General features: G+C 53.9%; 18 protein-coding genes and 1 tRNA gene. 3 read left to right on the top strand and 16 right to left on the bottom strand.

The features are described from left to right. Positions 1–98: 98 nt before the first annotated feature. The 3 genes from AC1EKE_RS00380 to AC1EKE_RS00370 are packed head-to-tail and all read right to left on the bottom strand — an operon-like array spanning position 99 to position 1,826. Complete coding sequence (locus AC1EKE_RS00380; protein WP_480307456.1) at positions 99–578, bottom strand: DUF4293 domain-containing protein; 480 nt, start codon at positions 576–578, stop codon at positions 99–101. A gap of 9 nt (positions 579–587) precedes the next feature. Further along, positions 588–950 (bottom strand): DNA-directed RNA polymerase subunit omega, encoded by a 363-nt coding sequence (locus tag AC1EKE_RS00375; RefSeq protein WP_296165313.1) that lies wholly within the window; start codon positions 948–950, stop codon positions 588–590. Positions 951–998: 48 nt separating this feature from the next. After that, positions 999–1,826, bottom strand: coding sequence for an outer membrane protein assembly factor BamD (locus tag AC1EKE_RS00370; RefSeq protein ID WP_480307454.1), 828 nt, complete (start codon positions 1,824–1,826; stop codon positions 999–1,001). 198 nt (positions 1,827–2,024) lie between these two features. On the opposite strand from AC1EKE_RS00370, the gene AC1EKE_RS00365 reads away from it, so the two are divergent. Then, positions 2,025–2,864 carry a hypothetical protein gene (locus AC1EKE_RS00365; RefSeq protein WP_480307452.1) on the top strand — a complete coding sequence of 280 codons (840 nt, stop codon included), beginning with the start codon at positions 2,025–2,027 and terminating at the stop codon, positions 2,862–2,864. Positions 2,865–2,906: 42 nt separating this feature from the next. Then, positions 2,907–4,226 carry a mechanosensitive ion channel family protein gene (locus AC1EKE_RS00360; protein ID WP_480307450.1) on the top strand — a complete coding sequence of 440 codons (1,320 nt, stop codon included), beginning with the start codon at positions 2,907–2,909 and terminating at the stop codon, positions 4,224–4,226. Between the two features lie 82 nt (positions 4,227–4,308). Here the strand turns inward: AC1EKE_RS00360 and AC1EKE_RS00355 are convergent, their stop codons facing one another. The 10 genes from AC1EKE_RS00355 to AC1EKE_RS00310 form a co-directional block, all read right to left on the bottom strand. Then, positions 4,309–5,136, bottom strand: coding sequence for an N-acetylmuramoyl-L-alanine amidase family protein (locus tag AC1EKE_RS00355; protein WP_480307448.1), 828 nt, complete (start codon positions 5,134–5,136; stop codon positions 4,309–4,311). Positions 5,137–5,277: 141 nt separating this feature from the next. Further along, positions 5,278–6,717, bottom strand: a complete 1,440-nt coding sequence (locus AC1EKE_RS00350; protein WP_480307446.1) for a trigger factor — start codon at positions 6,715–6,717, stop codon at positions 5,278–5,280. A 175-nt stretch (positions 6,718–6,892) separates the two neighbouring features. Then, positions 6,893–7,969: a metallophosphoesterase gene (locus AC1EKE_RS00345; protein WP_480307444.1), complete on the bottom strand. Its 1,077-nt coding sequence runs from the start codon at positions 7,967–7,969 to the stop codon at positions 6,893–6,895. A 2-nt stretch (positions 7,970–7,971) separates the two neighbouring features. Continuing rightward, the gene (locus AC1EKE_RS00340) at positions 7,972–9,387 is read right to left on the bottom strand and encodes an MATE family efflux transporter (RefSeq protein ID WP_480307442.1); all 1,416 of its coding nucleotides are present in this window, start codon (positions 9,385–9,387) and stop codon (positions 7,972–7,974) included. Positions 9,388–9,406: 19 nt separating this feature from the next. After that, a complete protein-coding gene (locus AC1EKE_RS00335; protein WP_480307440.1) occupies positions 9,407–10,123 on the bottom strand; it encodes a Crp/Fnr family transcriptional regulator in 717 nt (238 codons plus the stop codon). A gap of 24 nt (positions 10,124–10,147) precedes the next feature. Beyond that, the gene (locus AC1EKE_RS00330) at positions 10,148–11,191 is read right to left on the bottom strand and encodes an NAD(P)H-dependent glycerol-3-phosphate dehydrogenase (protein WP_480307438.1); all 1,044 of its coding nucleotides are present in this window, start codon (positions 11,189–11,191) and stop codon (positions 10,148–10,150) included. A gap of 2 nt (positions 11,192–11,193) precedes the next feature. Continuing rightward, complete coding sequence (lysS, locus tag AC1EKE_RS00325) at positions 11,194–12,744, bottom strand: lysine--tRNA ligase (RefSeq protein ID WP_480307436.1); 1,551 nt, start codon at positions 12,742–12,744, stop codon at positions 11,194–11,196. Between the two features lie 125 nt (positions 12,745–12,869). Further along, positions 12,870–15,611, bottom strand: coding sequence for an outer membrane beta-barrel protein (locus AC1EKE_RS00320; protein WP_480307434.1), 2,742 nt, complete (start codon positions 15,609–15,611; stop codon positions 12,870–12,872). Between the two features lie 149 nt (positions 15,612–15,760). Then, a tRNA-Thr gene (locus AC1EKE_RS00315) sits at positions 15,761–15,833 on the bottom strand. Between the two features lie 339 nt (positions 15,834–16,172). Further along, on the bottom strand, positions 16,173–17,465 hold the full coding sequence (locus AC1EKE_RS00310) for a replication-associated recombination protein A (protein ID WP_480307432.1): 1,293 nt from the start codon (positions 17,463–17,465) through the stop codon (positions 16,173–16,175). A gap of 147 nt (positions 17,466–17,612) precedes the next feature. Here AC1EKE_RS00310 and htpG point away from each other — a divergent pair, with 147 nt between their 5' ends. Beyond that, positions 17,613–19,706: a molecular chaperone HtpG gene (htpG, locus tag AC1EKE_RS00305; protein WP_480307430.1), complete on the top strand. Its 2,094-nt coding sequence runs from the start codon at positions 17,613–17,615 to the stop codon at positions 19,704–19,706. Between the two features lie 79 nt (positions 19,707–19,785). Here htpG and AC1EKE_RS00300 read toward each other — a convergent pair whose 3' ends face one another. The 3 genes from AC1EKE_RS00300 to AC1EKE_RS00290 form a co-directional block, all read right to left on the bottom strand. Then, complete coding sequence (locus AC1EKE_RS00300; RefSeq protein WP_296164873.1) at positions 19,786–20,418, bottom strand: superoxide dismutase; 633 nt, start codon at positions 20,416–20,418, stop codon at positions 19,786–19,788. Between the two features lie 123 nt (positions 20,419–20,541). Continuing rightward, positions 20,542–21,498, bottom strand: coding sequence for an NAD-dependent epimerase/dehydratase family protein (locus tag AC1EKE_RS00295; protein ID WP_297126855.1), 957 nt, complete (start codon positions 21,496–21,498; stop codon positions 20,542–20,544). 234 nt (positions 21,499–21,732) lie between these two features. Beyond that, a complete protein-coding gene (locus tag AC1EKE_RS00290; protein WP_480307428.1) occupies positions 21,733–23,718 on the bottom strand; it encodes a 6-phosphogluconolactonase in 1,986 nt (661 codons plus the stop codon). Positions 23,719–23,852 lie beyond the last annotated feature (134 nt).

Below are 23,852 nucleotides of genomic sequence, written 5' to 3'. Positions count from 1 at the left end.
GACCCCGACCCCTCGTCTGAGCGCCCTGGGAAAAAAACAAGAGAGAGATGGGCTGATAAGCCCATCTCTCTCTTGTTTCTTAATATAAGATTGGTGAGTTACTTCCTGTCTCTCAGCCTATACATAGACCGGACGGTCATCTCGTCGATCGCTATGGCGCGGTACGCCAGTACGTCCAGCACAATAGCCAGCAGTGGGAGGATGGCTACCAGCCAATTGAGCCGCCAGCCCATATAGCCCTCACCCAGTGATGAAATAAAGCTGTAGGTGGTAACACCCGCCAGGATCAGCACTCCTACTGTCAATAGGATATTGAATACCGTGAGGCGCATCTGGAGGGTCCTCTTCTTGTAGAGGAATATCGTGACGAGGCTGACGAGGATGATGATAATATTGAGTATCATCAGTGGCCACTCAAAGGTGAAAAGCTCATCCCCTGCACCCAGCTGCGTAAAGCCTGTGGTGTCTCCCTCAAAGAGGGAGTACGAGAATGTGATCACCACGTAGGGGAAGTAGAGCGGCACCAGCATAAGGAGTGCTGCGAGGAGGAGCCAGAGTGATTGTTTCCGTTGTATCATCCCGTGGCGTCAGTCGTCCATGATGTTGTCCATCAGGTCATCGTCCATCTTGTCTAATGGCAGATGCCAGGTAAGCTCTCCTTCCTCAAACTCCTTGATCGCCATCAGGAGAGGCTTGGGCTGCTTCTCGAAGTACTTCGAGAGCTCAGCCTGCTCGTTGTTGATCTCCTCGACGTCCTCACCATCATCGGTGGTATAGGTCGAGAATTCCTTGACCTTGTCATCGAATTCCTGCTTCATGTCGGCAGCGATCTGATTGGCCCGCTTTGCCATGATCAGGATGGAGTCATAGATATTCCCCGTAGGCTCGACAAACGCATTGATGTCGCGTGTCACGAGGGTCTGGGGTGCATTTTTGCTCTTATTGTCCATTTGTGCTTCTTGGATCAAGTAGTCGTGATGTGTATTGTATATGTGTGCTTACTCGTTATTGCCATCGATGAGACGATAGGCAAAGTCGTAGTATTTGTCCGCTTCCTTGCGATGCTTCCCCTCGGGGAATTCGTTGACGAAGGCGAAGTACTCATCTCTGAGGGAGCGTACCCGCTCCTGCTTTTTGGACTCGATGCTATACCTCGCAATCTCGTAGAGTGAGGAGAGTACGTAGAAGTGTATGTCCTCCCTATATTTGCTGTACGGGTAGTCCTTCAGAGCATTGCGCCCTGTGATGATGGCCGACTCGTAGTTATTGAAGATGTAATTACCGAGGTTGTAGTACAGCTCGACATTCAGCAGCTCCTTGAGTGCAAGGTTCTCCTGGAGGTCAAAGAGCAGCTGGGTAGCCTCCTCTGCCTTCTCACTCTGGGGGTAGTAGTCGAGGAAGAGCTGCAGCTCCTTGATCGCGCGGTAGGTAGGCTCCTGGTCGAGACGCGGGTCGGGCATCTGCTTAGCCAGACCATAGCCACTGTAGAAGCGGGCCAGCTCGGTGTACTCGCCATTGGGGTAGGTGGTGTAGTATTTCTCAAAGACGTCTGCCGCCTCCCGATAGTTCTTGTTAGCATAGTAGCTCTTAGCTAGGAGGTAGAGGGCTTCCTCACCCTCCCCGGTGCCACGGAGATAGGGTACTACAGTCTCAAGCAGCTCTGCGGCTTGCTTGTACTTCTCAGTATTGTAGTACTTCTTGGCGTACGAGTAGCGCTCTGTGACGTCGGTGCTTTGCTGCACGCGCATATACTCACCGCACGAGGAGGCGATCAGTAGAATGAGTGTGCTTAGGAGGAAGCAGGCTGGATAATGTTTCCGGATCATTATTCTCTGAGTATATAACGTGCAAATATACCGCTTTTTTTGAGATGAGTGTATCACTCACTTTTTTGGGCTGGGTGCATTCCTTGCTTTTTCTATCCTTTCTCTCCCGGAGGTGGTCTTTCTTTGGGGATAAAATGGTAGATTTGTGTGTCTCGATCAAGTTAGCAAACCATTCAATAATTAATATCCTTATATAGTATGAGTCAAACTTCTATCAATGCAGCTGCTCGTGATGTCCTGAGAGACTTGGCGGCGATGTCTGTGGGGGCAGTGAGCGGTATAGTCATATACAACGCCCTGAAGAGCCGCTATCGTAGAGTGGAGACGCCCACGTCCCTGATTGACTCTATCACCTGCTACGAGGGACGGCATCCCTCATCGGTACTGACTTTTGGGTGGGATGAGGATGAGAAATTTTCCTGGGCAAGACGGATCTCTCTGGATAAGGAGGGCAACCGCCTACATGAGTCACTCATAGAGGCTGAGGTATACGACCGGAAGCTGCTCGTCGTGGAGACCGACTGCCTAGAGGAGTGCAATACGCCCGAGATCACTACGGTCGATCTTGACCCCTTTGGTATGGGGACCTCACTCTCCTTCCGCCGGACGAGTGGTCGAGAGGAGCACTGGGACCTGAGGCTCTATGGCGGTCAGCTTGACAGCATCATCAGTCAGGATGGTGAGATGGATGTGACCTGGGACACGGAGGGCAATATCATCTCTATCACCGGGCACGAGGGAGAGTATCGCCAGGAGATGACCTACTACAGTAATGTGGGTAATCGGGTATTCCCTGACCTGAATTACCTCAGTGATGTGAGCTCGGTCAATTTCCTCTCCAGCTTCATACTCGGCTCCAGGTCCTCCAACCTCATCTCCTCTATGGTGATCCGCCGACCGGACTACCACTACCACTTACTTGCCTCCTACCTCTGTGACCGCTTTGACCAGCCCCTACAGGTACGGCACGAGATCAAGGAGATCAAGGACGGGGAGGTCAAGGAGTCTACCCGTCGGTACGACATTAAGTACCTCTGATTGATAGCGCATTAGATATTCACACTAACTATTTTTGTATAAATGGATGATATAAGAGCCTTGCTCCTGAGGATTATCACTGGCTTTGACCTCGGGATCGAGCATGGATCCTTTGCCTACGAGATGCTCGTACTGGGGATCGTCGTTGTATTCTTGGTGATTGTGGACTTCTTACTCCGGCTGATCTTTATCAAGGGTCTGAGGGGTCTCCTGGGTAAGATCCCGTGGTTCCATAGCTCAACGGCCGATGCGCGCAGTAAGAAGGTCCTGAGTAAGCTTGTGAGCCTGATCGTTACCTCGATCTTCATCGGTCTGCTTACACTGCCGTTTCCCAATGGCGGTGCGTGGTATGTCGGCTTGTTGTTAGTGGCTCGACTTTGCCAGACTTATTTCTTCTTTAGCTTACTGACTGCTGTCATCGACACCGGTCGGGCGTGGATGCTCAGGCAGCCACAGTATAGGGACAATCCTATGGTCGCACTCCTGCAGGCCTTTAAGGTGCTGGCCATATTCCTTGCGGTCTTGGTGGTGATATCACTACTCTTCCGCATCGATATGAGCACGATATTCGGCAGTCTCGCAGCACTCTCAGCAGTGCTGATGCTGATCTTTAAAGACACCATCCTTGGGTTTGTAGCCAGTATACAGCTGACAGGTAGCGATATGGTCCATGTGGGCGACTGGATCACCGTGCCGGGTAAGAGCGTCGATGGCAACGTCATGGAGATCTCTCTTACGACGGTCAAGGTGATGGGCTTTGATAACTCGATGTACACAATCCCTCCCTATGACTTAGTGAGCAATCCGGTGCAGAATTGGTCTAATATGCAGCGCTCTAATGCCCGTCTCTGTGCTCGATCGATCTATATCGATATCTCCTCGATACGTTATGCGGATGATCAATTGATCAAGCGTCTGCGTCAGTCGGGTATGCTGAGTCAGGTAATGGATCAGCTGATTGCCGAGGTGGAGGATGAGAATAAGAAGCAGAGCCTGACGGATGACTTGACGCGGGTCAGGGTGACCAACCTGGGGCTCTTCCGGAATTATGTGCTTAAGTTCCTCGAGCAGTCCGAAGCTGTCGATCACAACTACGACGTGATGTGCTTCCAGAAGCCGATGACAGAGATGGGACTGCCGCTCCTCGTACGGTTCTTCACAAAGACCTCCAACTGGGGGATGCATGAGACCATAGCTGCCAATACCTTTGAGCACTTGATGGCAGTGATCTCGCTCTTTGACCTCAAGATATATCAGAAAGTATCCTCCAGCAACTTAGCCTCAGCTACAGAGTCAGAGCTTAAGGAGATGCTTGCGACTAAGCAGGCTGCGGCGGACTCAGATACCGAAGAGGCAAAGTGATCTGAGGGTCACGCTTGGTAATAAAAAAGGGAGATGCACCCAATCGGTGCATCTCCCTTTTTGGTGTTGGTATGGTCGGGGGCTATTGCTTGCCGGATCGCTTCCGGATCTGCCTCTCGTACTCTATGACAGCCTTGGCGATCTCATTGGCGATCTTGGCCTGCCCACTCCGAGAATTGATGTAGCGCTCTTCCTCTCTGTTTGTGATGAAGCCGATCTCGATGAGGACGCTCGGCATAGCAGCCTCACGCAGTACCAGAAATCCCGCTTGGCGCACCCCTCTGTCGTATCGACTGGCGGACTTGAAGCCGTTCTGGACCAGCTTGGCAAGCCTCAAGCTGTTCTCTAAGTGCTTATTTGCCATAAATTGAAAGATGATGTAGGACTCGCTTGAGGTGGGATCGAAGTCCTCATACTTCTTTGAGTAGTTGTCCTCCAGGAGGATAGCGCTATTCTCCTTCATCGCTACCCTCAGGTTGTCCTCTGTTCGGTGAAGTCCGAGCACATAGGTCTCTGTACCGCTGGGGGAGTGGCTGTTGCTTGCGTTGGCATGGATAGAGACAAAGAGGTCAGCATTTTTCTTGATCGCAAACCGAGCTCTGTCCTGCAGACCGATGAAGTTATCGTCTGGTCGGCTGTAGTAGACCTTGATCTGTGGTGCCAGTTCATTGATCTTAGCTCCGACCTTTTTGGATACCGCAAGGACGACATTTTTCTCGTAGGAGACTTTGCCCTTTGCTCCGCTGTCGTGTCCCCCATGCCCAGCATCAATAACCACGATAAACCGTCCCTCCTTGTCCCTCGCATAGAGGGTGGGAGATCCTATAAGGGTTAAGAGCAAGATTACTAAGAGCGCGCAGGTGGGTGACACTCCGAGGTATGAGGTAGTATGGAAATGGTATCTGGTCATATGGTATGGAAAGCTTGATGGACCGGAAATATACCGAAATTGTCCGGAAGGAAGGATAAAGAAAGCCTGAAACTACTCGGAAAAGTAGTCTCAGGCTTTACATAGCTGTGATAAGTGAGTCTCTACGGACGCACGAAGCCCTTACTCGGCAGACTTCTCCTCCTCAGCGGGCTTTTCCTCAGACTCAGCCTCCTCGTCGCCTTTCGTGATGATCTTCTGGAGCTCGTCGGCAGTCACCTCTTTGGTCTCTACAGTGATCAGGTTGTCCTCGTGGATCTTCTGGGCGACCATCTGGCGAAGCATATTCTGCTGGGTGTTGTAGCGGAAGTTCTCATTACTGAGAGCGCGCTGTACCTGTCCCTCGATCATGTCCTCCGTGGGAGAGCTGAGACCGATCTGTGCCAGCTGGTTGATCACGTAGGAGCGGGTGAAATTCTTCAGATCCTCCTCAGTGACCTCAAGGCTGTACTTGTCCGTAAAGTGATTGATGATTATGTCAAGCTTAAGACCCTTCATCAGCTCCTTGAAGTTGCTGTCGATCTCCTCGTCGGACTGATCCTTGGCCATCTCGGAGCCCTTGTACCACTCCTTGATAGTCTCTTCTGCGAGATCCACCTTGTCGGTCTTCTCCTTAGTGATGAGGCTGATGAGATCCTCGGTGAACTTATAGTCAGCATTGGCCTTGATATTCTGCTCCATCTTGGACTTCAGCTCCTCGCGAGCCTCCTCCTCGGTGTGCACCTTGTCGGGACCAAAGACCATATCGAAGAACTCCTGATTGAGCTCCGCACGCTGTGAGTAGCTGATCTCCTTGATCTCGTAGGAGAACTCGCTATCCTTGTACTTCTCCACCTCCTCATCGGTCATATCGTCAAGGTGGAAGAGCGCCTTAAGCTCAGACTTCTGACCCCCATAAGCTTTGTAGGGATTGAAGACTACGATGCTGTCTTTGGGGGCGTTCTCAAACTTTGCCTTCTCCTCCTCATCGGTCATAAAGTCCACGTAGATCGTGGTCCGATCGAGCTGGATACCTCCCTCGCGGGGTGAGTCTCCATCAAGCTCTGCCAGTGCTCCGGATACGAAAGCATTGGGGACAATGTGGTCTCCGTCAACGAACTTGGAATTGGCCCTCTGGAGCTGCTCCATCTGCTTAGTCACCTCCTCGTCGTCCACGGTGGGCTGGTAGTAGGTAAGGGTGTCCTCGCTGCTGAGTATGTCGTCGCTCAGAGTGGGGATCAGCGCCAGGTGAAAGGTGATGGTCATCTCATCCTGCAGCAGCTTATCTCCCTGGTTGAGCTCCTTTGGCATAATGGGCTGACCGATAGTCTTCAGCTCCTTCTCCCGGATGAAGTCCATGAGCTTCGAAGTAACAGCCTCGCTTACTGCATCGACGTGGATGCTGTCACCGTACATCTTAAGGATGAGTCCCTTAGGCACGTGACCCTTGCGGAATCCGCGCATCGAGGCGTTGGCGCTGATGTTATTGAGACGCTTTTTGTAGTCCTCTGCGTAGTCCGACTTCTCGACAGTTACGTCTATGCGGGCAAAGTTATCTTTCTGCTCTGCGAGAGTGATATCCATTGTTATGTCTTTATGTGATTTGGTTTCAGTTGTTAGCGTGCAAAGTTAGCATTTTTGCCTCTATTGCCCAACCCTCAAGCTGTACTCGGCATAAGTCCTGCGCCTGTAGCAGGGCCATCTAAGGGGTTAGGGGCCGAGACCTGTTACTCGCTCGCCTTCTTGGTCCTTGCCGGGCTTATGTCCCCTTGAAGAAGAGGTCGATGACAACGATCTCGGACCTGCTCCCGATGCGTAGACGCGAGGTGGAGGCACCGTAGCCGGAGGAGATGATGAGAGTGCCGTCTCCAGAGGGGTGGCAGCCGTAGTTGTGGCTAAAGAGAAGTGGCTGGAAGACCTGCATCGGGAAGATCTGCCCGGCGTGGGTGTGTCCCGTGATGGTGAGGTCTATTCCGCTGACCTCCGGGTCCCTCTCCCAGTGCTCACGAGGCCGGTGCTGCAGCAGTATGGAGGTCGACCCATCAGGAACCTGTTCCGCTAAGCTACTGAGTGGCACCACGTCCTTATCCAAGGCTTTGTAGTAGTCTCTGCCTATGAGGTAGAGGTCTGGGCGGAGTCTCACGACGCTGTCGCGGAGCAGTGTCCCGAGCGAGGAGATCCACCGCACATTCTCATCCGAGTCACCATAGTACTCATGGTTGCCAAGGACGAAGTAGAGCCCTAGGGTCCTCTCTCTTATGCGGGCGAAGTGGTATGCCGCCGTGATGGTGTCCACATCGCATAGATTTCTATCGATCAGGTCTCCCCCGATGAAGACATAGTCCGGTGAAGCTTGCTCAATCATTTGCTCCATCCTTGCAAGAGGCTCCTCCCCGAAGAGTTCGCCCAAGTGGATGTCAGTCACGAGTGCTATCCGGACGCTGTCCGAGGGCTTCTTATCCGGCAGCACGATGCGGTAGCGGGTGGTGATTGGCTCCCGTACAATTCTTCTCCCTGCGATCATCACCGGAAGGATCAGCGATAGGCAGAGTAGGGCTGTCACGCGACCATAGTGGCACTTCGTGGCGCTGTCGAGGAGTGCAAAGAGTGCGGCAAAGTAGATCTCAGCGATGAGCAGGTCTGTCACCAGCTCGGGTGCTCTGCCCTTCAGGAGTGAGGTGGTTAGGATAAGCCCTATGGAGAGGATCGGAATAGCGATGACGCTCCACTTTAGCACCTTATGGAGCAACTGATCGCCGGGGACCCGACGTCCGACGTAGCGGCAGAGGGCATAGCCCAGTGCGATCTGTACGAAGACAAAGATAATGTACCGCATGCTCAGTCACGTTGCTTAGTCCGATGATAGGGGTGAGCCAGCTTGCGGAAGTAGGATGAGGTCATCGTCATGCATAAGATCATCGACAGTACATCCGCTACCGGTAGTGCGGTCCAGACGCCGGTGAGACCCATGACACGCGGCAGGATCGCCAGTGCAGGCACGAGGAAGATCAGCTGTCGAGAGAAGCTCAGCAGGAGGGCACGGGCAGCCTTACCAAGACTCTGGAAAAACTGTACTCCCGTCACCTGGATGCCCACAGCCCACATAGCTGCCAGCTCGATCCGTAGCCCTACCTTGCAGACTGCGATCAGCTGAGGGTCAGACGTGAACGCCCGAGCCACGATCTCAGGCCATATCAGGGTCACGGAGGCTCCAAAGACACCGATCAGGAAATTCATCTTCCGAGCGATCCGGAAGGTATCTCTCACTCGCCCGAGGTTCCCGGCCCCATAGTTGTAGCCAAGGATAGGCTGTGTCGCCTGCGAGATGCCGAACATAAACATCAGCGTCAGCATAGCCACGCTCTGGATCACTCCATTGGCTGCCACCGCCAGGTCTCCGCTGTAGAAGTCTATCGGGGAGATCATCCCGTAGTCGTAGAGCAGTCGATTCTTATAGATATTGACGATGCTCGCCATCAAGTGGGTCACAAAGGGCGCCACACCGATAGAGACGATCGCAAGGGTGTAGCCCCAGTTGAACTTGAAGTTTCTCACCCTAAGCTTGACGTTGGTATCCGGTCGAGTAAAGTGGTGGAGTACCCAGATCATACCGATAATCATACTGATCACGGTGGCGAGGGCGACCCCTGCGATACCCATATCGAATACGAAGAGGAACACGGGGTCGAGTACAAAGTTGAGTACCGCACCGATGAGCATCGTCTTCATCGCCTTCTTGGGATAACCGGTTGCTCTCATCACCGCATTGTACGAGTAGGTGATGTTGGCAAAAATATTTCCCGGCAAGACGATATTCAGATAGTCGAGGGCATAGGGCAGGGAAGCCTCCGAGGCACCAAATTGCATCAGAAGTGGCCGAGCAAACATCATCAGCAAGACGATCACAAGGCTGCTGATCGTGAGTGATAGGAGGAAGGCACTGCCCAGCATTTTCTCTCCCTCCTCTCTCCTCTGCTGCCCGAGCAGTATGGAGATCCTCGAGGCGGCACCCATGCCGACGAGGGTACCTACAGCCTGGGTTACGCCCATCACGGGCATAGTGACCGAGAGACCGGATAGGGCCAAGCTATTGACCCCTTGTGCAATATATATCCGGTCGACTACATTGTATAGGGTATTGACGACAGCCCCTATGACTGAGGGCCAGGCGTAAAAATGTAATAGTTTCTTGATCGGAGCGGTGCCGAGGATGTCGGCATTCTCCATGTTGATTCTTTTGTCTTCTCTCTTCATCCATCCAGTGTTTTGTCGTTCATCCGTGACGACTGACATCTACGAGGGCGGTCTCCTTAAGTATCTGTATCTCCTTTCCCTGTAGTGCTATCATCCCATCCTCCTCTAGGGATCGCAGGACTCTGGTGGCATTGCTGGTGGTCATATTGCTCAGACCACCCAGCACGCCCCTAGTCAGTCTCACCCGGAGCGTCTGTCCGTCCTCCTCTCTCCCGAAGAGCTGATCCAGATAGAGCAGCGTCGAGGCCATCCTCCCCGGCATGCGACGTGTATTGAGTACGATAAGGCGCATATCCTTAGTATGCAGAGTCCTGAGAGCTCGTGTCAGGAGTAGCTTGGAGGCCCGTGCATTATTGTCTACCACCATCTCCACGATCTCTGCGGGGAGAGCGAGGACGAGGCACTTCGTGAGCGCCTTGCAGGAGTACCAGTCCTCCATACCGGTGAGCAGTCGCGCAAGACCCAGCATCTCCTTACCGGTAAAGTGTATGGGCACTTCTCCATTGTATAGATAGTAGGTCAGCGCCTGACCCTCTACTAAGGTGATGACTCTCCGCTCCTCTCCCCGCTCCTTAGGCGTGTGCGGGTAGATACGCTCCCCCTCCTCACAGGTGTACACCTTGCTCCGTAGGATGAATACCTCCCTCTCTCGGTCCGTGAGACAGTCCCACAGCTCCGGGATCAGCTTGGAGATGTGGGGAAAAGGGGTCCTCGACTCAGAGGTATGATGCGACATATTTCTCCTGTCTCGGCGCTTGACTCACTTCAGGAGTGGCTTAAGGTCCTCAAATGCCTGCTCCGGCTTGACGTGCTCATAGAGTATGTCGTAGACCGCGTCCGCAATCGGTATCTCTACGCCATATCTCTTATTCACCTCATGGATGCACTTTGCTCCATAAAAACCCTCTGCGATCATCTCCATCTCTAGCTGCGCCTCATAGACTCCGTAGCCCTTGCCTAAGAAGTTTCCGAAGGTCCTATTACGGCTGTAGCGGGAGTAGGCGGTCACCAAGAGATCCCCTAAGTAGGCAGAGTCGTAGACCTGCGGTCGACTCTCGGTGGCGGTGCGGATAAAGCGCTTGATTTCCCCGGTGGCGTTGCAGATAAGCACCGCCATAAAGTTGTCTCCCAGCTTCATCCCCTGAGTGATACCAGAGGCGATGGCGTAGATATTCTTCAGCACGCTGCTATACTCAATGCCCCTCACGTCGGTACTGATCACAGTATGGACATAGGGCGCATGAAATAGCGGGGCGAGCCGTAGTGCCGTCTCCTCGTCCTCGCAGCCGATCGTAAGGTAGCTGGTCCGATCTATCGCCACCTCCTCAGCGTGCGTGGGACCGGAGATGACAGCGATCTGAGACATCGGTATGCCAAATTCGCTGGACAGGAAGTCTGATACCAGCTGATAGCTGTCGGGGATAATTCCCTTGACAGCATTGAGGAAGACCTTCCCCTTATACTTCTCGGGATCAACCTTCTGCAGTATGCCCTTGAGGTATGGAGAAGGGGTGCAGAGGAGCAGGGTGTCGCTCTCCTCTAGCAGCTCTGTGAGGTCGCTGTAGAAGTGGACCTTGGAGGTGTCAAAGCTGACTGAGGTGAGGTAATTGGGGTTATGCCCCTGCTTCTTGAAAGCCCGGATCTGGCTGCGGAACCTGAAGTACCAATTGAACTCCTGACCCGTCTCGTGCAGGATCTTGGCTAACGCCGTAGCCCAGCTCCCGCTACCGATGAGTCCGATTTTGGTCGCCGGTGTGGCGGAAGACTTAGGGTCGGTCACACTCTTGGAGGCTGTCTGCTTCATACTCACTCGCTATCAGAGTCCGCTCCATCCGCCTCGTCCTTAGGCTGAGAGATGGGCTTCATCGTGGGGAAGAGCAGCACCTCCTGGATAGTATCTTGCTCAGTCAGGAGCATCGCCAAGCGATCCATCCCTATCCCGAGACCACTCGTCGGCGGCATACCATACTCCAAGGCTCGGACAAAGTCTTGGTCGATAAACATGGCCTCATCGTCTCCCTTCTCCGACAGTCTCAGCTGATCCTCAAAGCGCTCCAGCTGGTCGATCGGGTCATTGAGCTCGGTGTAGGCATTGGCAAGCTCGCTGCCATTGATCATTAGCTCAAAGCGCTCCGTCAATCCGGGCTTGGTGCGGTGCATCTTCGTCAGCGGAGACATCTCCACAGGGTAGTCGGTGATGAAGGTGGGCTGGATCAGGTGCTCCTCGCAGATCTCGCCAAAGAGCTCATCGATTAGCTTGCCCTTACCGAAGGAGTCGTCCACCTCGATCCCGAGCTCCTTGCACTTGGCCCTCAGCTCATCCTCGGTCTTGTCGGTGATGTCGTAGTCCCCATACTCCTTGATGGCATCGGTCATGGTGAGTCGCCGGTAGGGAGCCTTGAGGTCGATGGTCTTGCCATCCAGCTCCACGGTCGTCTTGCCATTGACCTGAAGTGCGGTGTACTCGAGCAGCTGCTCGGTCATCTCCATCATCCAGTTGTAGTCCTTGTAGGCGACATATACCTCCATCCCGGTAAACTCGGGATTGTGCGTACGATCCATCCCCTCGTTGCGGAAGTTTTTCCCAAACTCGTACACAGCATCGTACCCTCCGACGATCAGTCTCTTGAGGAAGAGCTCGTCCGCTATCCTCAGGTAGAGAGGGATATCCAGAGCATTGTGGTGGGTGACGAAAGGACGAGCCGACGCTCCGCCGGGGATCGTCTGCAGGATGGGTGTCTCCACCTCGAGGAAGCCGCGAGAATTGAAGAAGTCCCTAAAGGCACTATACATCTTCGTCCGATTGATGAAGATGTCTCTATTCTGCGGATTTACGATCAGATCCACATACCGCATACGGTAGCGTTGCTCCGGGTCGGTAAAGGCATCATAGGTCTCCCCATCCTTTACCTTCACGACCGGGAGTGGTCGGAGAGACTTGGAGAGCAGGGTAAGTCTCTGCACATGGACGCTGATCTCGCCCATCTTGGTACGGAAGACAAAACCCTCCACCCCGATGATGTCGCCAATGTCGAGGAGTTTCTTGAAGACCACATTATAGAGCGTCTTATCCTCCTCGGGGGCTATGTCATCGCGAGTAATGTAGAGCTGTATCCTGCCCTCGCTGTCCTGCAGCTCAGCAAAGGAGGCCTTGCCCATGATCCGTCGAGACATCAGTCGCCCAGCTATCCTTACCTGTCGAGGCTGCTCCTCATCATCCGAGAAATGGTCCTTGATGTCCTGCGAGGTGGCATCCACCACATACTCCTCAGCGGGGTAGGGGTTGATCCCGAGGTCACGCAACTTCTGTAGGCTATCACGACGCAGCAACTCCTGCTCACTATATTGTCTCTCCATGTCTTTTCTGATGATGAGTTCTTAACTAATTAGAGTACAAGTGTTTCATGGCTATCTGCCTGGTACACTTTATCTGCAAAGATAACGCTTTTGTAGGGCACTATAAAAGTAGGGCCCTCGCTTCGTCACATCCTATGGTAGTACCGGGACTGGTATCTTGACCGTGAGGAGCGATCGGCAGAGGGGTCTGCTGTCGGTAGGGTATTGAACTTATAAGTAAAGGTCAGCATAACGTACGATGTGACTCCCTCGTACAGTATATCGGTGATGGACTGAGCGGTCGAGGTGCGACGGAAGGTACTCCTCTGTCCCAGCAGATCCAATGCCTCCAGCTCCAGTGTCCCCCTCCGGTCCTTAAGGAAGGAGTATCCCAGGCTGAGGTCCCATATCCAGAGGTTTCGCTTCACATCGTCATGGTACCCCTTGGCATCTCTGTAGGAGAGACGATGAGAGAGGCTGAGACCGAAGGGTGGCGTCCAGGTGGCTTCGCAGAAGAGCCTGTAGTCGAGTGTCTCTCGATCACTCTGGCGGGATACCGTATTGGTTAGGTGGTTGTAGCCCCCAGAGAAGCCCAGCGATGACTGCAGATACTCGCCCGACCAAGTGACTCTCTCCGAGAGATTGATGGTGCTGCTGAGGGAGGTATTCAGCTCACCATTGACATACCCCTTGCCTCTATTGCCACCGATCCGGCCGTTGGTGAAGGAGGTCAGGCTCTTGGATAAGGGTAAGCTTAGCGACCCGCCGGCGCTATAGGAGTAGACTCCATTCACGTTCTCGTACGTGGATCGGCTGATACCGGTCTCTCGGTCTATTTCGCGACGGTTGATGATCGCATTATTCACCGTCCCCATGTAGCCAAATATCTGCAGGCTCTGGCGCTTCTCTCGATTTCCCATAGATCCACGCATAAATATCATATGCCTAAACGAGGGAAGCAGGTCAGGGTTACCCGTCGTCTGGGAGAGTGGCGAGGTCTGTATGGTGACGGGGCTCAGTTGCTCCATAGAGGGCTGACTGGTGCGCCCTATATAGTGCAGCATATACTGTAGTCCTCGGTCGTTCCTCAGGTCTACGATGAGCGAGGGCGCATAGTTGACGATGCTTCGCTCGTGGTCGTAGGTGACCTCCTCACCACTCGTGGTGATCGTGTGCGTGTGGGTGGGCAGCGCATCGACTCCGAGGGAGATGCTACTCTTGGGTCTCGGCTGGTACCTCGCCATCGCACCGATCCGGTGGTTGAGGTACCTATTGCTGGAGCCTCTGGAGTAGCGCTTGTCCAGTATGGTGTACTCCCCCTCTGCGTCGGCCTGATAGGCAAGGCGATTGCTCGTCCTGTACTCGCCGTCGAGGCTGTAGCTGCCCTGGAGTGCCCAGTACTTACTGAGAGGCTCCATATAGGAGACGGAGATACCGCCCCGATTACTCTCGTTACGGGAGCTGGTCCGCTGATCTAGGGTCTCGCTTCTGTTGCCCTTGGTGAAGGTGGTGACGCTCTTGAGTGTCCCGTCGCTGTTGCCCGACTCGTGTCGCCCAAAGACTCTGACGTAGATATTTCGCCCATCGTCGTTAAAGGTGTGGCGGAAGTGGAGGTAGCCACCCGCTCCGTCGTCGCGACTCTTCTCCTCCCTCTCCGAGGAGCCAGAGTTGATCGTCTCGCCTGTCCTTGCCTCTGTACTGTACTGAGAGAGTGTGTGGGATCGGCTCCGACCGATACTGATATCGGGCATAAAGAAAAGTGCAGTCCTCTCAGAGGGTGTCCACTCGAGACGACCACCCATAGAGCCACGACGTGAGAGGTCATCCTGGGAGGAGGTGGTGCGGTCGGTGGTGGTATGAGTGGCTTCTCCGAGGAGGTTTTCCCGAGTCCTTCGGCTGGATAGGGTATTGTCGTCCTCTTGATATGAGAGCTCGGTGGTGACGTTGAGCTTATCACTTACTTTATTGTCGTAGTTGGCTCCCACTGAGCGTTGCGTCCGGTCTCCTCTCCCGCGCCTTACCCCGTCGGTGTTATTGAGATTAGCGAGGAGGGTGATCCGCTCGTCTCCTCTAAATGCCGATCCCATCAGGTCTACTCTGTATCGGTCCTTTGTCCCGTAGCCGGCTTTCAGGCTACCGAGGAAGCCTTTCTTCAGCCCTTCCTTCACGTTGAGGTTGAGTATTTTCGTCTTCTCTCCGTCGTCCATACCGGTGAGCCTGGATTGCTCAGACTTCTTGTCGACTACCTGTACGTTCTTGATCAGGTCAGCGGGGAGATTCTTAGTCGCCATGGTTGGGTCGGAGGAGAAGAAGTCTCTGCCGTCCAGCTCCACACGCTCGATGGCCTCCCCATTATAGGTGATGTTACCCTCTGCGTCCACCTCGATCCCGGGGATACGACGCAGCAGCTCCTCCACCGAAGCGCCGGGGCGAACCTTGAAGGCACCGGCGCTAAATTGCACCGTATCCTTCTTGATCGTCACCGGACTCGCCTGTCCCACGACCTTCAGCTCGCTCAGTGCCGTCGCAGACGGGGAGAGCTTGATCCGTCCGAGGTCGATCTTAGAGTTCGCTCCGATGGATACCGCCTTGCGGTAGGGCGTGTAGCCAATGAAAGAGATGTCTACGAGATAGCTCCCGGGCGTGGAGACATGGAGTCTGAAGCGTCCCTGCTTGTCAGTCATCACCCCTTCCACCAGAGTGGAGTCGGTGGCACTCAGGAGCCGCACACTCGCTGCGGTCATCCACTCCTCCTCATCGGTGTCGTAGACACGCCCTTTGATCTCTGAGGGGCTGGTCTGTGCATAGGCACTCGGCTTGAGAATTATACAGAGAGCTACGCCTATAAGCAGTAGAGTGTGGTGCTTAGGGGTGCCTGAGCGGTGCATCGGATGATCAGGTGAGGAATGGTGAATGTGCAAAAACTGTCGAAGGGAGTGCGAGGGTCACTCTCAAGAGCAAACTTACCCAATCTGACGTAAGTAAGGAAGCGACTGTAAGTACGATGGCTCGTCACTTACAGTCGCTTCTTGATGAGAGCCTTCTATAGGACTCGAACCTACGACCATCTGATTACAAATCAGAAGCTCTACCAACTGAGCTAAGAAGGCGGGTGGGCAAGCTGTCTACATCGCGTCGCTACAACCCACTACCCTTGCTGCGATCAAGCCCTGGGGGGATTCGTGGGGAGCTGACCGTGTAGGACTTGCCCGGATATTGTCGGCTTGACACTGCAAAGGTACAGACTTTTTCCCGTCCCTCAAAGAGGACCCTCTCTTCGTTCATTCCCTCTGCTCTCGATAAATGATTGAGGACCATTTAATATGGTCGAAAAGTAACTCTGCCTCCTATGGCATATTTCTTTTACCGATATTAGGCCCGACTAATATCGGTAAAAGAAAAGTCTAATACCGATAAAAGAAATGTCTAATATCGGTATTAGACTCCGCTCACTCCAGCTCTCCTTTCATTTGTCTCAACCGCTGGAGTAGCTGGGCCTCTTGGGCATTGTCCGCCGGTCTCCAGAAGGAGGTGCCCACCACTTCGTCGGGGAGGTATTGTTGCGGAGCATAGTGGCCCTTGTAGTCGTGGGGGTAGATGTACCCCTTTCCATACCCCAGCTCGTCCATAAGCTCGGTGGGTGCATTTCGCAGGTGCATCGGCACAGGGTGGGGTGGACTCTTACGGACGAATGCAAGGGCTTGGTTGATAGCTGTGTAGGCGCTATTGCTCTTGGGCGAGGAGGCGAGGTAAATGGTCGCCTCAGCGAGAGGAATACGCCCCTCAGGCCAGCCGATGCGCTCTATGGCGGTGAAGGCCGCTTCGGCGATCAGCATGGCATTGGGGTTGGCGAGGCCGATGTCCTCTGACGCAGAGATGACCAGCCGGCGGGCGATAAACTTTGGGTCCTCTCCCCCATCGATCATCCTGGCGAGCCAGTATATGGCAGCATCGGGGTCACTTCCACGGATGCTCTTGATGAAGGCTGATATGATGTCGTAGTGCATTTCGCCACCCTTGTCGTACACGCCGGGATTTCTCTGGATCTGCTGAGCCACGATCTCATCGGAGATGGTGAAGCTCTTTCGCTCCAGAGCCTCCGGTGTCGTCGCGATGAGCTCCAGGATATTGAGGAACTTGCGGGCATCCCCTCCCGAGGCGGCGAAGAGAGCATCCGTGGAGTCGATCTGCACCTCGTACTCCCTCAGTACCTCATCCCGGGAGAGGGTGTAGTGAAGGAGCTCGTCCAGATCGCTCTGTGTGAGAGGTTTCAGCACGAGTACCCGGCAGCGAGATAGGAGTGGGCGGATCACCTCAAAGGATGGGTTCTCGGTTGTGGCACCGATCAGCACCACGCTCCCTTGCTCCACAGCGTGCAGCAGAGAGTCCTGCTGGGACTTGCTGAAGCGGTGAATCTCGTCGATGAAGAGTATCGGTGCCCCCTGGGCAAAGAGACCATTTCTGTAGTCCTCGGCCTGCTTGATCACATCGCGAACCTCCTTGACCCCCGAGCTTACTGCGCTGAGGGTGAAGAAGGGGAGGTCAAAGTGCTTGGCTACGATCCTCGCCAAGGTCGTCTTACCCACTCCCGGGGGACCCCACAGGATGAAGGAGCGAAGGAGCCCCGTCTCAAGCATATCGTGAATAGGTCCTCCGGGGCGGACTAAGTCGCTCTGACCGAAGTAGCCCTCAAGTGTGCCGGGTCTCATCCGTTCCGCGAGAGGGGGTAGGTTGGTATTCATCTTTTAGTCAGTGATCGCAAGTGTTATGTACAAATGTACCACTATTGTGTGTGACAATCATAGCCTTCTTAGCACCTCTTGAATCTTTGGCACTGACTTTGCCTACTGAGATATAAACGAAGAATTAAGTCATAAAACAGATAGATAATGGACAAAAATCAGACGACTGGGAAGATTGGCGTGACAAGCGACAATATGTTCCCGATCATTAAGAAATTCCTCTACAGTGACAATGAGATCTTCCTCCGGGAGATCGTCAGCAATGGTGTGGATGCTGTACAGAAGCTGAAGACTCTGGTCTCAAAGGGTGAGTACTCCGGTGAGGTCGGAGATCTCCGAGTCGAGGTGAAGATCGATGGCGACAAGCTGATCATCTCGGATAACGGCATCGGCATGACGGCCGATGAGATCCACAAGTATATCAATGAGATCGCCATCAGTGGCGCTGAGGAGTTTGTCAAGAAGTATGAGGATCAGCACAGCATCATAGGGCACTTCGGCCTCGGCTTTTACTCCGCCTTTATGGTGTCCGACAAGGTCGAGATCTACACTCAGAGCTATGATGAGACGGCCCCCAGCATCCGCTGGTCCTGCGAGGGCAATCCGGAGTATCAGATGGAGGAGGCTGAGAAGAGACCTCGGGGGACGGATATCATCCTCCATATCTCTGAGGAGGATAAGGAGTTCCTTGATGAGAATCGCATACTGGCGCTCCTAAAGAAGTACTGCAGCTACCTCCCCGTGCCTATTGTCTTCGGTAAGGTGAAGGAGTGGAAGGACGGCAAGCAGGTCGATACGGATAAGCCACGGGTGATCAACGAGACGGATCCGATGTGGATCAAGCAGCCCTCTTCCCTGACGGATGAGGATTACAAGGAGTTTTACCGGACGCTCTTTCCGGGCAATGATGCTCCGCTCTTCTGGATCCATCTCAATATCGACTATCCATTTAATCTGACCGGGATCCTCTACTTCCCGCAGATCAAGTCCAACCTCGATATGCAGAAGAGCAATATCTCGCTCTACTGCAATCAGGTCTACGTGACCGACAATGTCGAGGGCATCGTCCCTGACTTCCTCAATCTACTCCACGGCGTGATCGACTCACCGGATATCCCGCTCAATGTGAGCCGCAGCTATCTCCAGTCCGATGCCAGGGTAAAGAAGATCTCGACCTACATCACGCGTAAGGTGGCAGATAAGCTGACAGAGCTCTTCAAGTCCGATCGTGCTGCCTACGAGGAGAAGTGGCCTGCGCTCGATCTCTTCGTGAAGTATGGTATGCTGACAGATGAGAAGTTTGCCGAGAAGGCTAAGGGGATCCTGCTCCTCAAGGACACCGATGAGAAGTACTACACTCTCGAGGAGTACAAGACCCTCATCGAGGGTAACCAGACCGATAAGGACAAGAAGGTTATCCACCTCTACGCTCAGGATCCTGATCGTCAGTACAGCTATATCCGTGCGGCGAAGGATAAAGGCTACAGCGTACTCTTGCTCAATGGTCCCTTGGATATGCACTTGATCGGGATGCTGGAGCAGAAGTCGGAGGATAGCCACTTTGTCAGTGTCGACAGTGACACACTGGAGAATCTCGTACGTAAGGATGAGAAGCCGGTCGGTCAGGTCGATATGACTGAGGAGGATCAGTCTATCCTGAGACAGCTCTTCCAGAGCCGGGTACCTGAGGGCGATGAAAAGCAGATGATCCACGTCGCCACGGCTAATCAGGGTGCAGAGGCTAAGCCAATCGTGGTGATCCAAAATGAGTATATGCGGCGTATGAAGGATATGGCCCATATGCAGCAGGGGATGGATATGTATGGGTCTATGCCGGACAGCTACATGATGACCCTCAATATTGATCACCCGCTGATCGGTGCGGTGCTTAAGAGGTTCAGGGCATCTGATCAGATCGATACGTACACTCAGCTGATGGGTGACCGAAATGGCTTTGTTGCTCGGCGGGCTGAGATAGACAGTCAGCTCTATGACGATAAGAGTAAGCCCGACGAGGCTAAGAAGAAGTCTCTCGAGGAGGATCTCAAGGAGACCAATGCCCACATTGACGAGCTGGATGCTAAGCTCAGCACGATCTATGCCGACTTTGCTGCCGGTCAGCCGGTGATCGAGCGTCTCGTCGACCTCGGACTCCTGGCGAGCGGTCTGCTGCGCGGAGAGGCGCTGGATCGCTTTGTCTCCGACTCTATGAGCGCTATCTCGGATAAGCTGGACGACTGACTCTGACGTACGAAAAGCAAAAGGGGCTGCATCGCCATAGCGGTGCAGCCCCTTTTGCTTTATATTATGGTGTCAGTGCTTACTCAGCCTTGCTGGCCTTGCAGGCACACTTCACTGCCTGCTCCGGCTCTGCGTACCACTCTTCGATGGTCTTCCAGTCGATGATCTCCCAGAGAGCCTTGAGGTAGTCTGCGCGTACGTTGCGGTAGTCTACATAGTAGGCATGCTCCCAGACATCGGCAGTCATCAGCGGGCAGAGACCCTCGGTGATGGGGTTATAGGCGTTTGAGCCCTTGTCGATGCTGAGCTTCCCATCCTTGTCGGCTACGAGGAAAGCCCATCCGGAGCCGAAGAGACCGGCAGCCTCCTCCTGGAACTTCTGTTTGAAGTCCTCAAAGGAGCCCCACTCCTTCTCGATCGCCTCCAGCAGCTTGCCGGTAGGAGCCTTCTTGGCCTCGTCCTTCGGGCGGAGCTGCAGGAAGAAGAGGTTGTGATTGAGGATCTGACCGGCCTGATTGTACATCTTGCCCTCAGCCTCCTTCACGATTGACTTGAGGCACTTGTCCTCGAAGGCGGTGCCCTCGATCAGCTTATTTAGAGTGTTGACGTAGCCATTGAGATGCTTGCCGTGGTGAAGAGAGACTGTCTCCTCACTCATCACAGGCTCCAGAGCATCCTTGGCGTAGGGTAGGTCAATGAGCTTGAATTTCATGGTAAGAATAATTTGTGGATTAGAAATAACAGGAGCGTCATAACCTCCGATCACTCAGAGGAACGGCTCCACTATCAGTGGAGTGAAAACTGTCGTGAGGTCTCCATGCTCCACTATAATACATTACTTGCTGTATCTCTCCTTGAGTACAGTGAGCATATCGGTGGTCATGGTGTCGAGGTCATACTCGGGCTTCCATCCCCACTCCTCTCTAGCGCAGCTGTCATCAAGAGAGTTGGGCCAAGACTCAGCGATGCCCTGACGCAGCTCGTCAACATCGTAGGTCATGGTAAAGCTTGGCATCTGCTTCTTGATGGCCGCGTAGATCATCTCCGGGTCGAAGCTCATGCTGGCGATATTGAAGGAGTTGCGGTGCTTCAGCTTGGCAGGATCAGCCTCAAAGATCTCGTACATGGCGCGGAGAGCGTCCGGCATATACATCATATCCATATAGGTGCCGGCCTTGATCGGGCAGACAAAGCTCCCGTCCTGTACCGCCTTGTAGTAGATATCCACGGCGTAGTCGGTCGTGCCGCCACCGGGGAGGGTGACGTTGGAGATCAGACCGGGGAAGCGCACCGATCTGGTATCGACACCAAACCTCTTGAAGTAGTAGTCGCTCAGGAGCTCACCGGACACCTTCGTCACACCATACATGGTCGTGGGACGCTGGATGGTGTCCTGAGGGGTCTTATCCTTAGGCGTGGAGGGACCAAATGAGCCGATGGAGCTGGGGGTGAAGACAGCGCACTTCTTCTCCCTCGCTACCTCGAGGACGTTGCAGAGTCCACCGATGCCGATGTGCCATGCGAGCTGGGGCTTCGCCTCTGCCACCGCCGACAGAAGGGCAGCGAGGTTGTAGATGGTATCGACATCATACTTCTCCACCACATCAGCGATCTGCTGTGCGTTGGTGATGTCTACGATCTCCGAGGGACCACTCTCCTTGAGCTCTCCCTTGACGGGAGCTGCGGGGATATACCCAGCGATGATTTGACCATTGGGGATGATGCTCCTCAGCTTCATCGTAAACTCTGACCCGATCTGTCCGGTCGAGCCAATGATAAGGACATTCTTCATAAGACAAACACTTGTCAGACGTTGCCGTCTTGCTCAGTTATTGTTTAAAGGTTGGTATGGATAAAACTATACTTGTAACTAACAGCGAGGGGTATAATCCGCTCGACAATACAAAGGTGCACAAATTACCTGACACACGCACATACCCTCGTGACTATCTCCCTCATAGGAGACAGGTCCACAACCGACTTGTCAGTCATGGACCTGCCTGGATGATGTCACCTCGGTGGGTGATCAGTCTACAGGGTGGTACTGCACGAAGGCCTCAATAGCCTCGTAGCGAGCAAATCCAAGGTCGTGATAGATCTTGGCCGTCCCTCTATTGCGGTCCTCCGATCGTTGCCAAAAGAGACGCTCGTCATCCCCGAGGAAGGGGGCTGCGTCCATCTGTGTCTGGTGCTTAAGGATAGAGTCTCTCTTGAATCGGAGCTCCTCTGGACTCATCGGCACAGCCATCTCAATGTCGTCGATATTCCACTCCGCCCAGGCTCCTCTGTACATCCAGATGCGACAGTCCTTAAGCCACGCTTCGTCTCTCAGCTCGTCCAGAGCAGCGAGTACCGCATTTGTGGCGACGCGGTGCGTCCCATGAGGATCACGGAGGTCTCCGGCGACGAAGATCATATTGGGCTTGATGCTCTGGATGAAGTCCTTGACGATCAGCACATCCTCCTCGGAGAGTGGCTTCTTCTTGATCGCACCGGTCTCATAGAAGGGGAGGTCGAGGAAGTGGACGTGGTCATCCTTAAGTCCCACATGACGATCTGCCGTGCGGGCCTCCTGTCGACGGATCGTCCCCTTGAGGTACCGAGTCTCGTCAGTCTCATTGTCTCCCTCTCTTTTGATCTCAGTCAGGTAGCGACGCGTCTTGAGCAGCTTCTTGCATAGCTCGTCGTCCTCTCGCCCTTCGTTCTGGTAGAGGGCGTGCACAAAGTCAATGTACCGGATCACCTCCTCATCATTGACAGCGATATTTCCTGAGGTCTCGTAAGCGACGTGCACATCGTGACCGTGCTTGACGAGCCTATGGAACGTCCCTCCCATAGAGATGACGTCGTCATCGGGGTGGGGGGAGAAGACGATCACGCGCTTGGGGAAGGGTAGAGCGCGCTCAGGACGCTTGCTGTCATCCGCATCGGGCTTACCTCCGGGCCATCCTGTAATCGTATTTTGGATGTCGTTGAAGACCTTGATATTGCAGTCGTAGGCTGAGCCGTACTGACGTAGCAGGTCGCTCAGCTGGTGGGTGATGTAGTCCTGGTTGGTCAGGTTGAGGATCGTCTTGCCGGTCTGATTGCAGAGCCAGACTAAGGCGCGACGAACCAGCTTATCCGTCCATCGGGGATCGGTCACTCTCCATGGGGTGTGGATTCGGGCCAGCTCGTCAGCCGCCTCCAGGTCGGTGTAGACGCATGCCCTCGGGTGGGTCTGAAAGATAGAGGCCGGGATATTGTCATCCTGAGGCTCCTCGACGACCTGCCTCAGGATCTCCTTCTTAGCCTCGCCCCATGCCAGCAGGACAACGCTCTTGGCCGCACGTATCTCATTCATCCCGATGGAGACAGCAGTCTCGGGGACGTTGTCGGAGAGATTGAAGGAGCTGATCGCCTCATTGCGTGAGGTGTCGTCAAGTACCACAAGGTGGTACGAGGAGCTGAGTACGTCACCTGGAGCGTTGGTCGCGATGGTGCCGCGAAGCCCGATACCCATCAGGCAGAGGTCAAAGCCTCCGAGGTCACTAAGCGCTCTCTCGTAGTCCGCCCAGGACGAGGGGATATCATCCTTGTCTATGCGGATGTCAAAGGAGTGAACGCACGAGTCGGATATGCTGATCTTGTCGAGGAACTCCTCCCGCAGGTGGGCAAGCACGCCCTCGTTGTTATTGAGGAGAGGGTAAAACTCATAGAGAGGGAAAATGTGTACGCCCTCAAAGGAGAGCTTCCCGCTCTCGTGGAGCTTGATCATCTCGCGGAGGACAGGCAGAGGGCTGGTACCTCCCGAGATGCCGAGGACATAAGTCTCCCCCTTGTCTTGGTGAGCCTTGATATCCTTTGCGATGCGGAGAGCGAGCTCAGCACCTGCCTGCTCGTCGGAGGGATAGATGTGCGTGAGGATCCGCTCGTAGCTGGTGAGCATAGTCTCTTCATACTCATTTTGAGGGTTGTAGAGCCGCTCCTCTACCTGCTCTAGAGAAATCTGTGATGTGAGATTAAGTCGCATGGTTATATAGATATATGTGTAGATTGTTTGATGCTATGGTAAGGAAGATCGGCGTGCGACCTTCCGATTCGATGCTAAAGATAAGAAAAAAATTTACCATCAGGTTGCGAGGTCTTGATTTTTATACCTAATGC

It is taken from the genome of Porphyromonas sp. C0041D3 (assembly GCF_056590575.1).
Note: the sequence above shows the minus strand (reverse complement) of the source record. Positions and strands in the feature narration are given on the sequence as shown.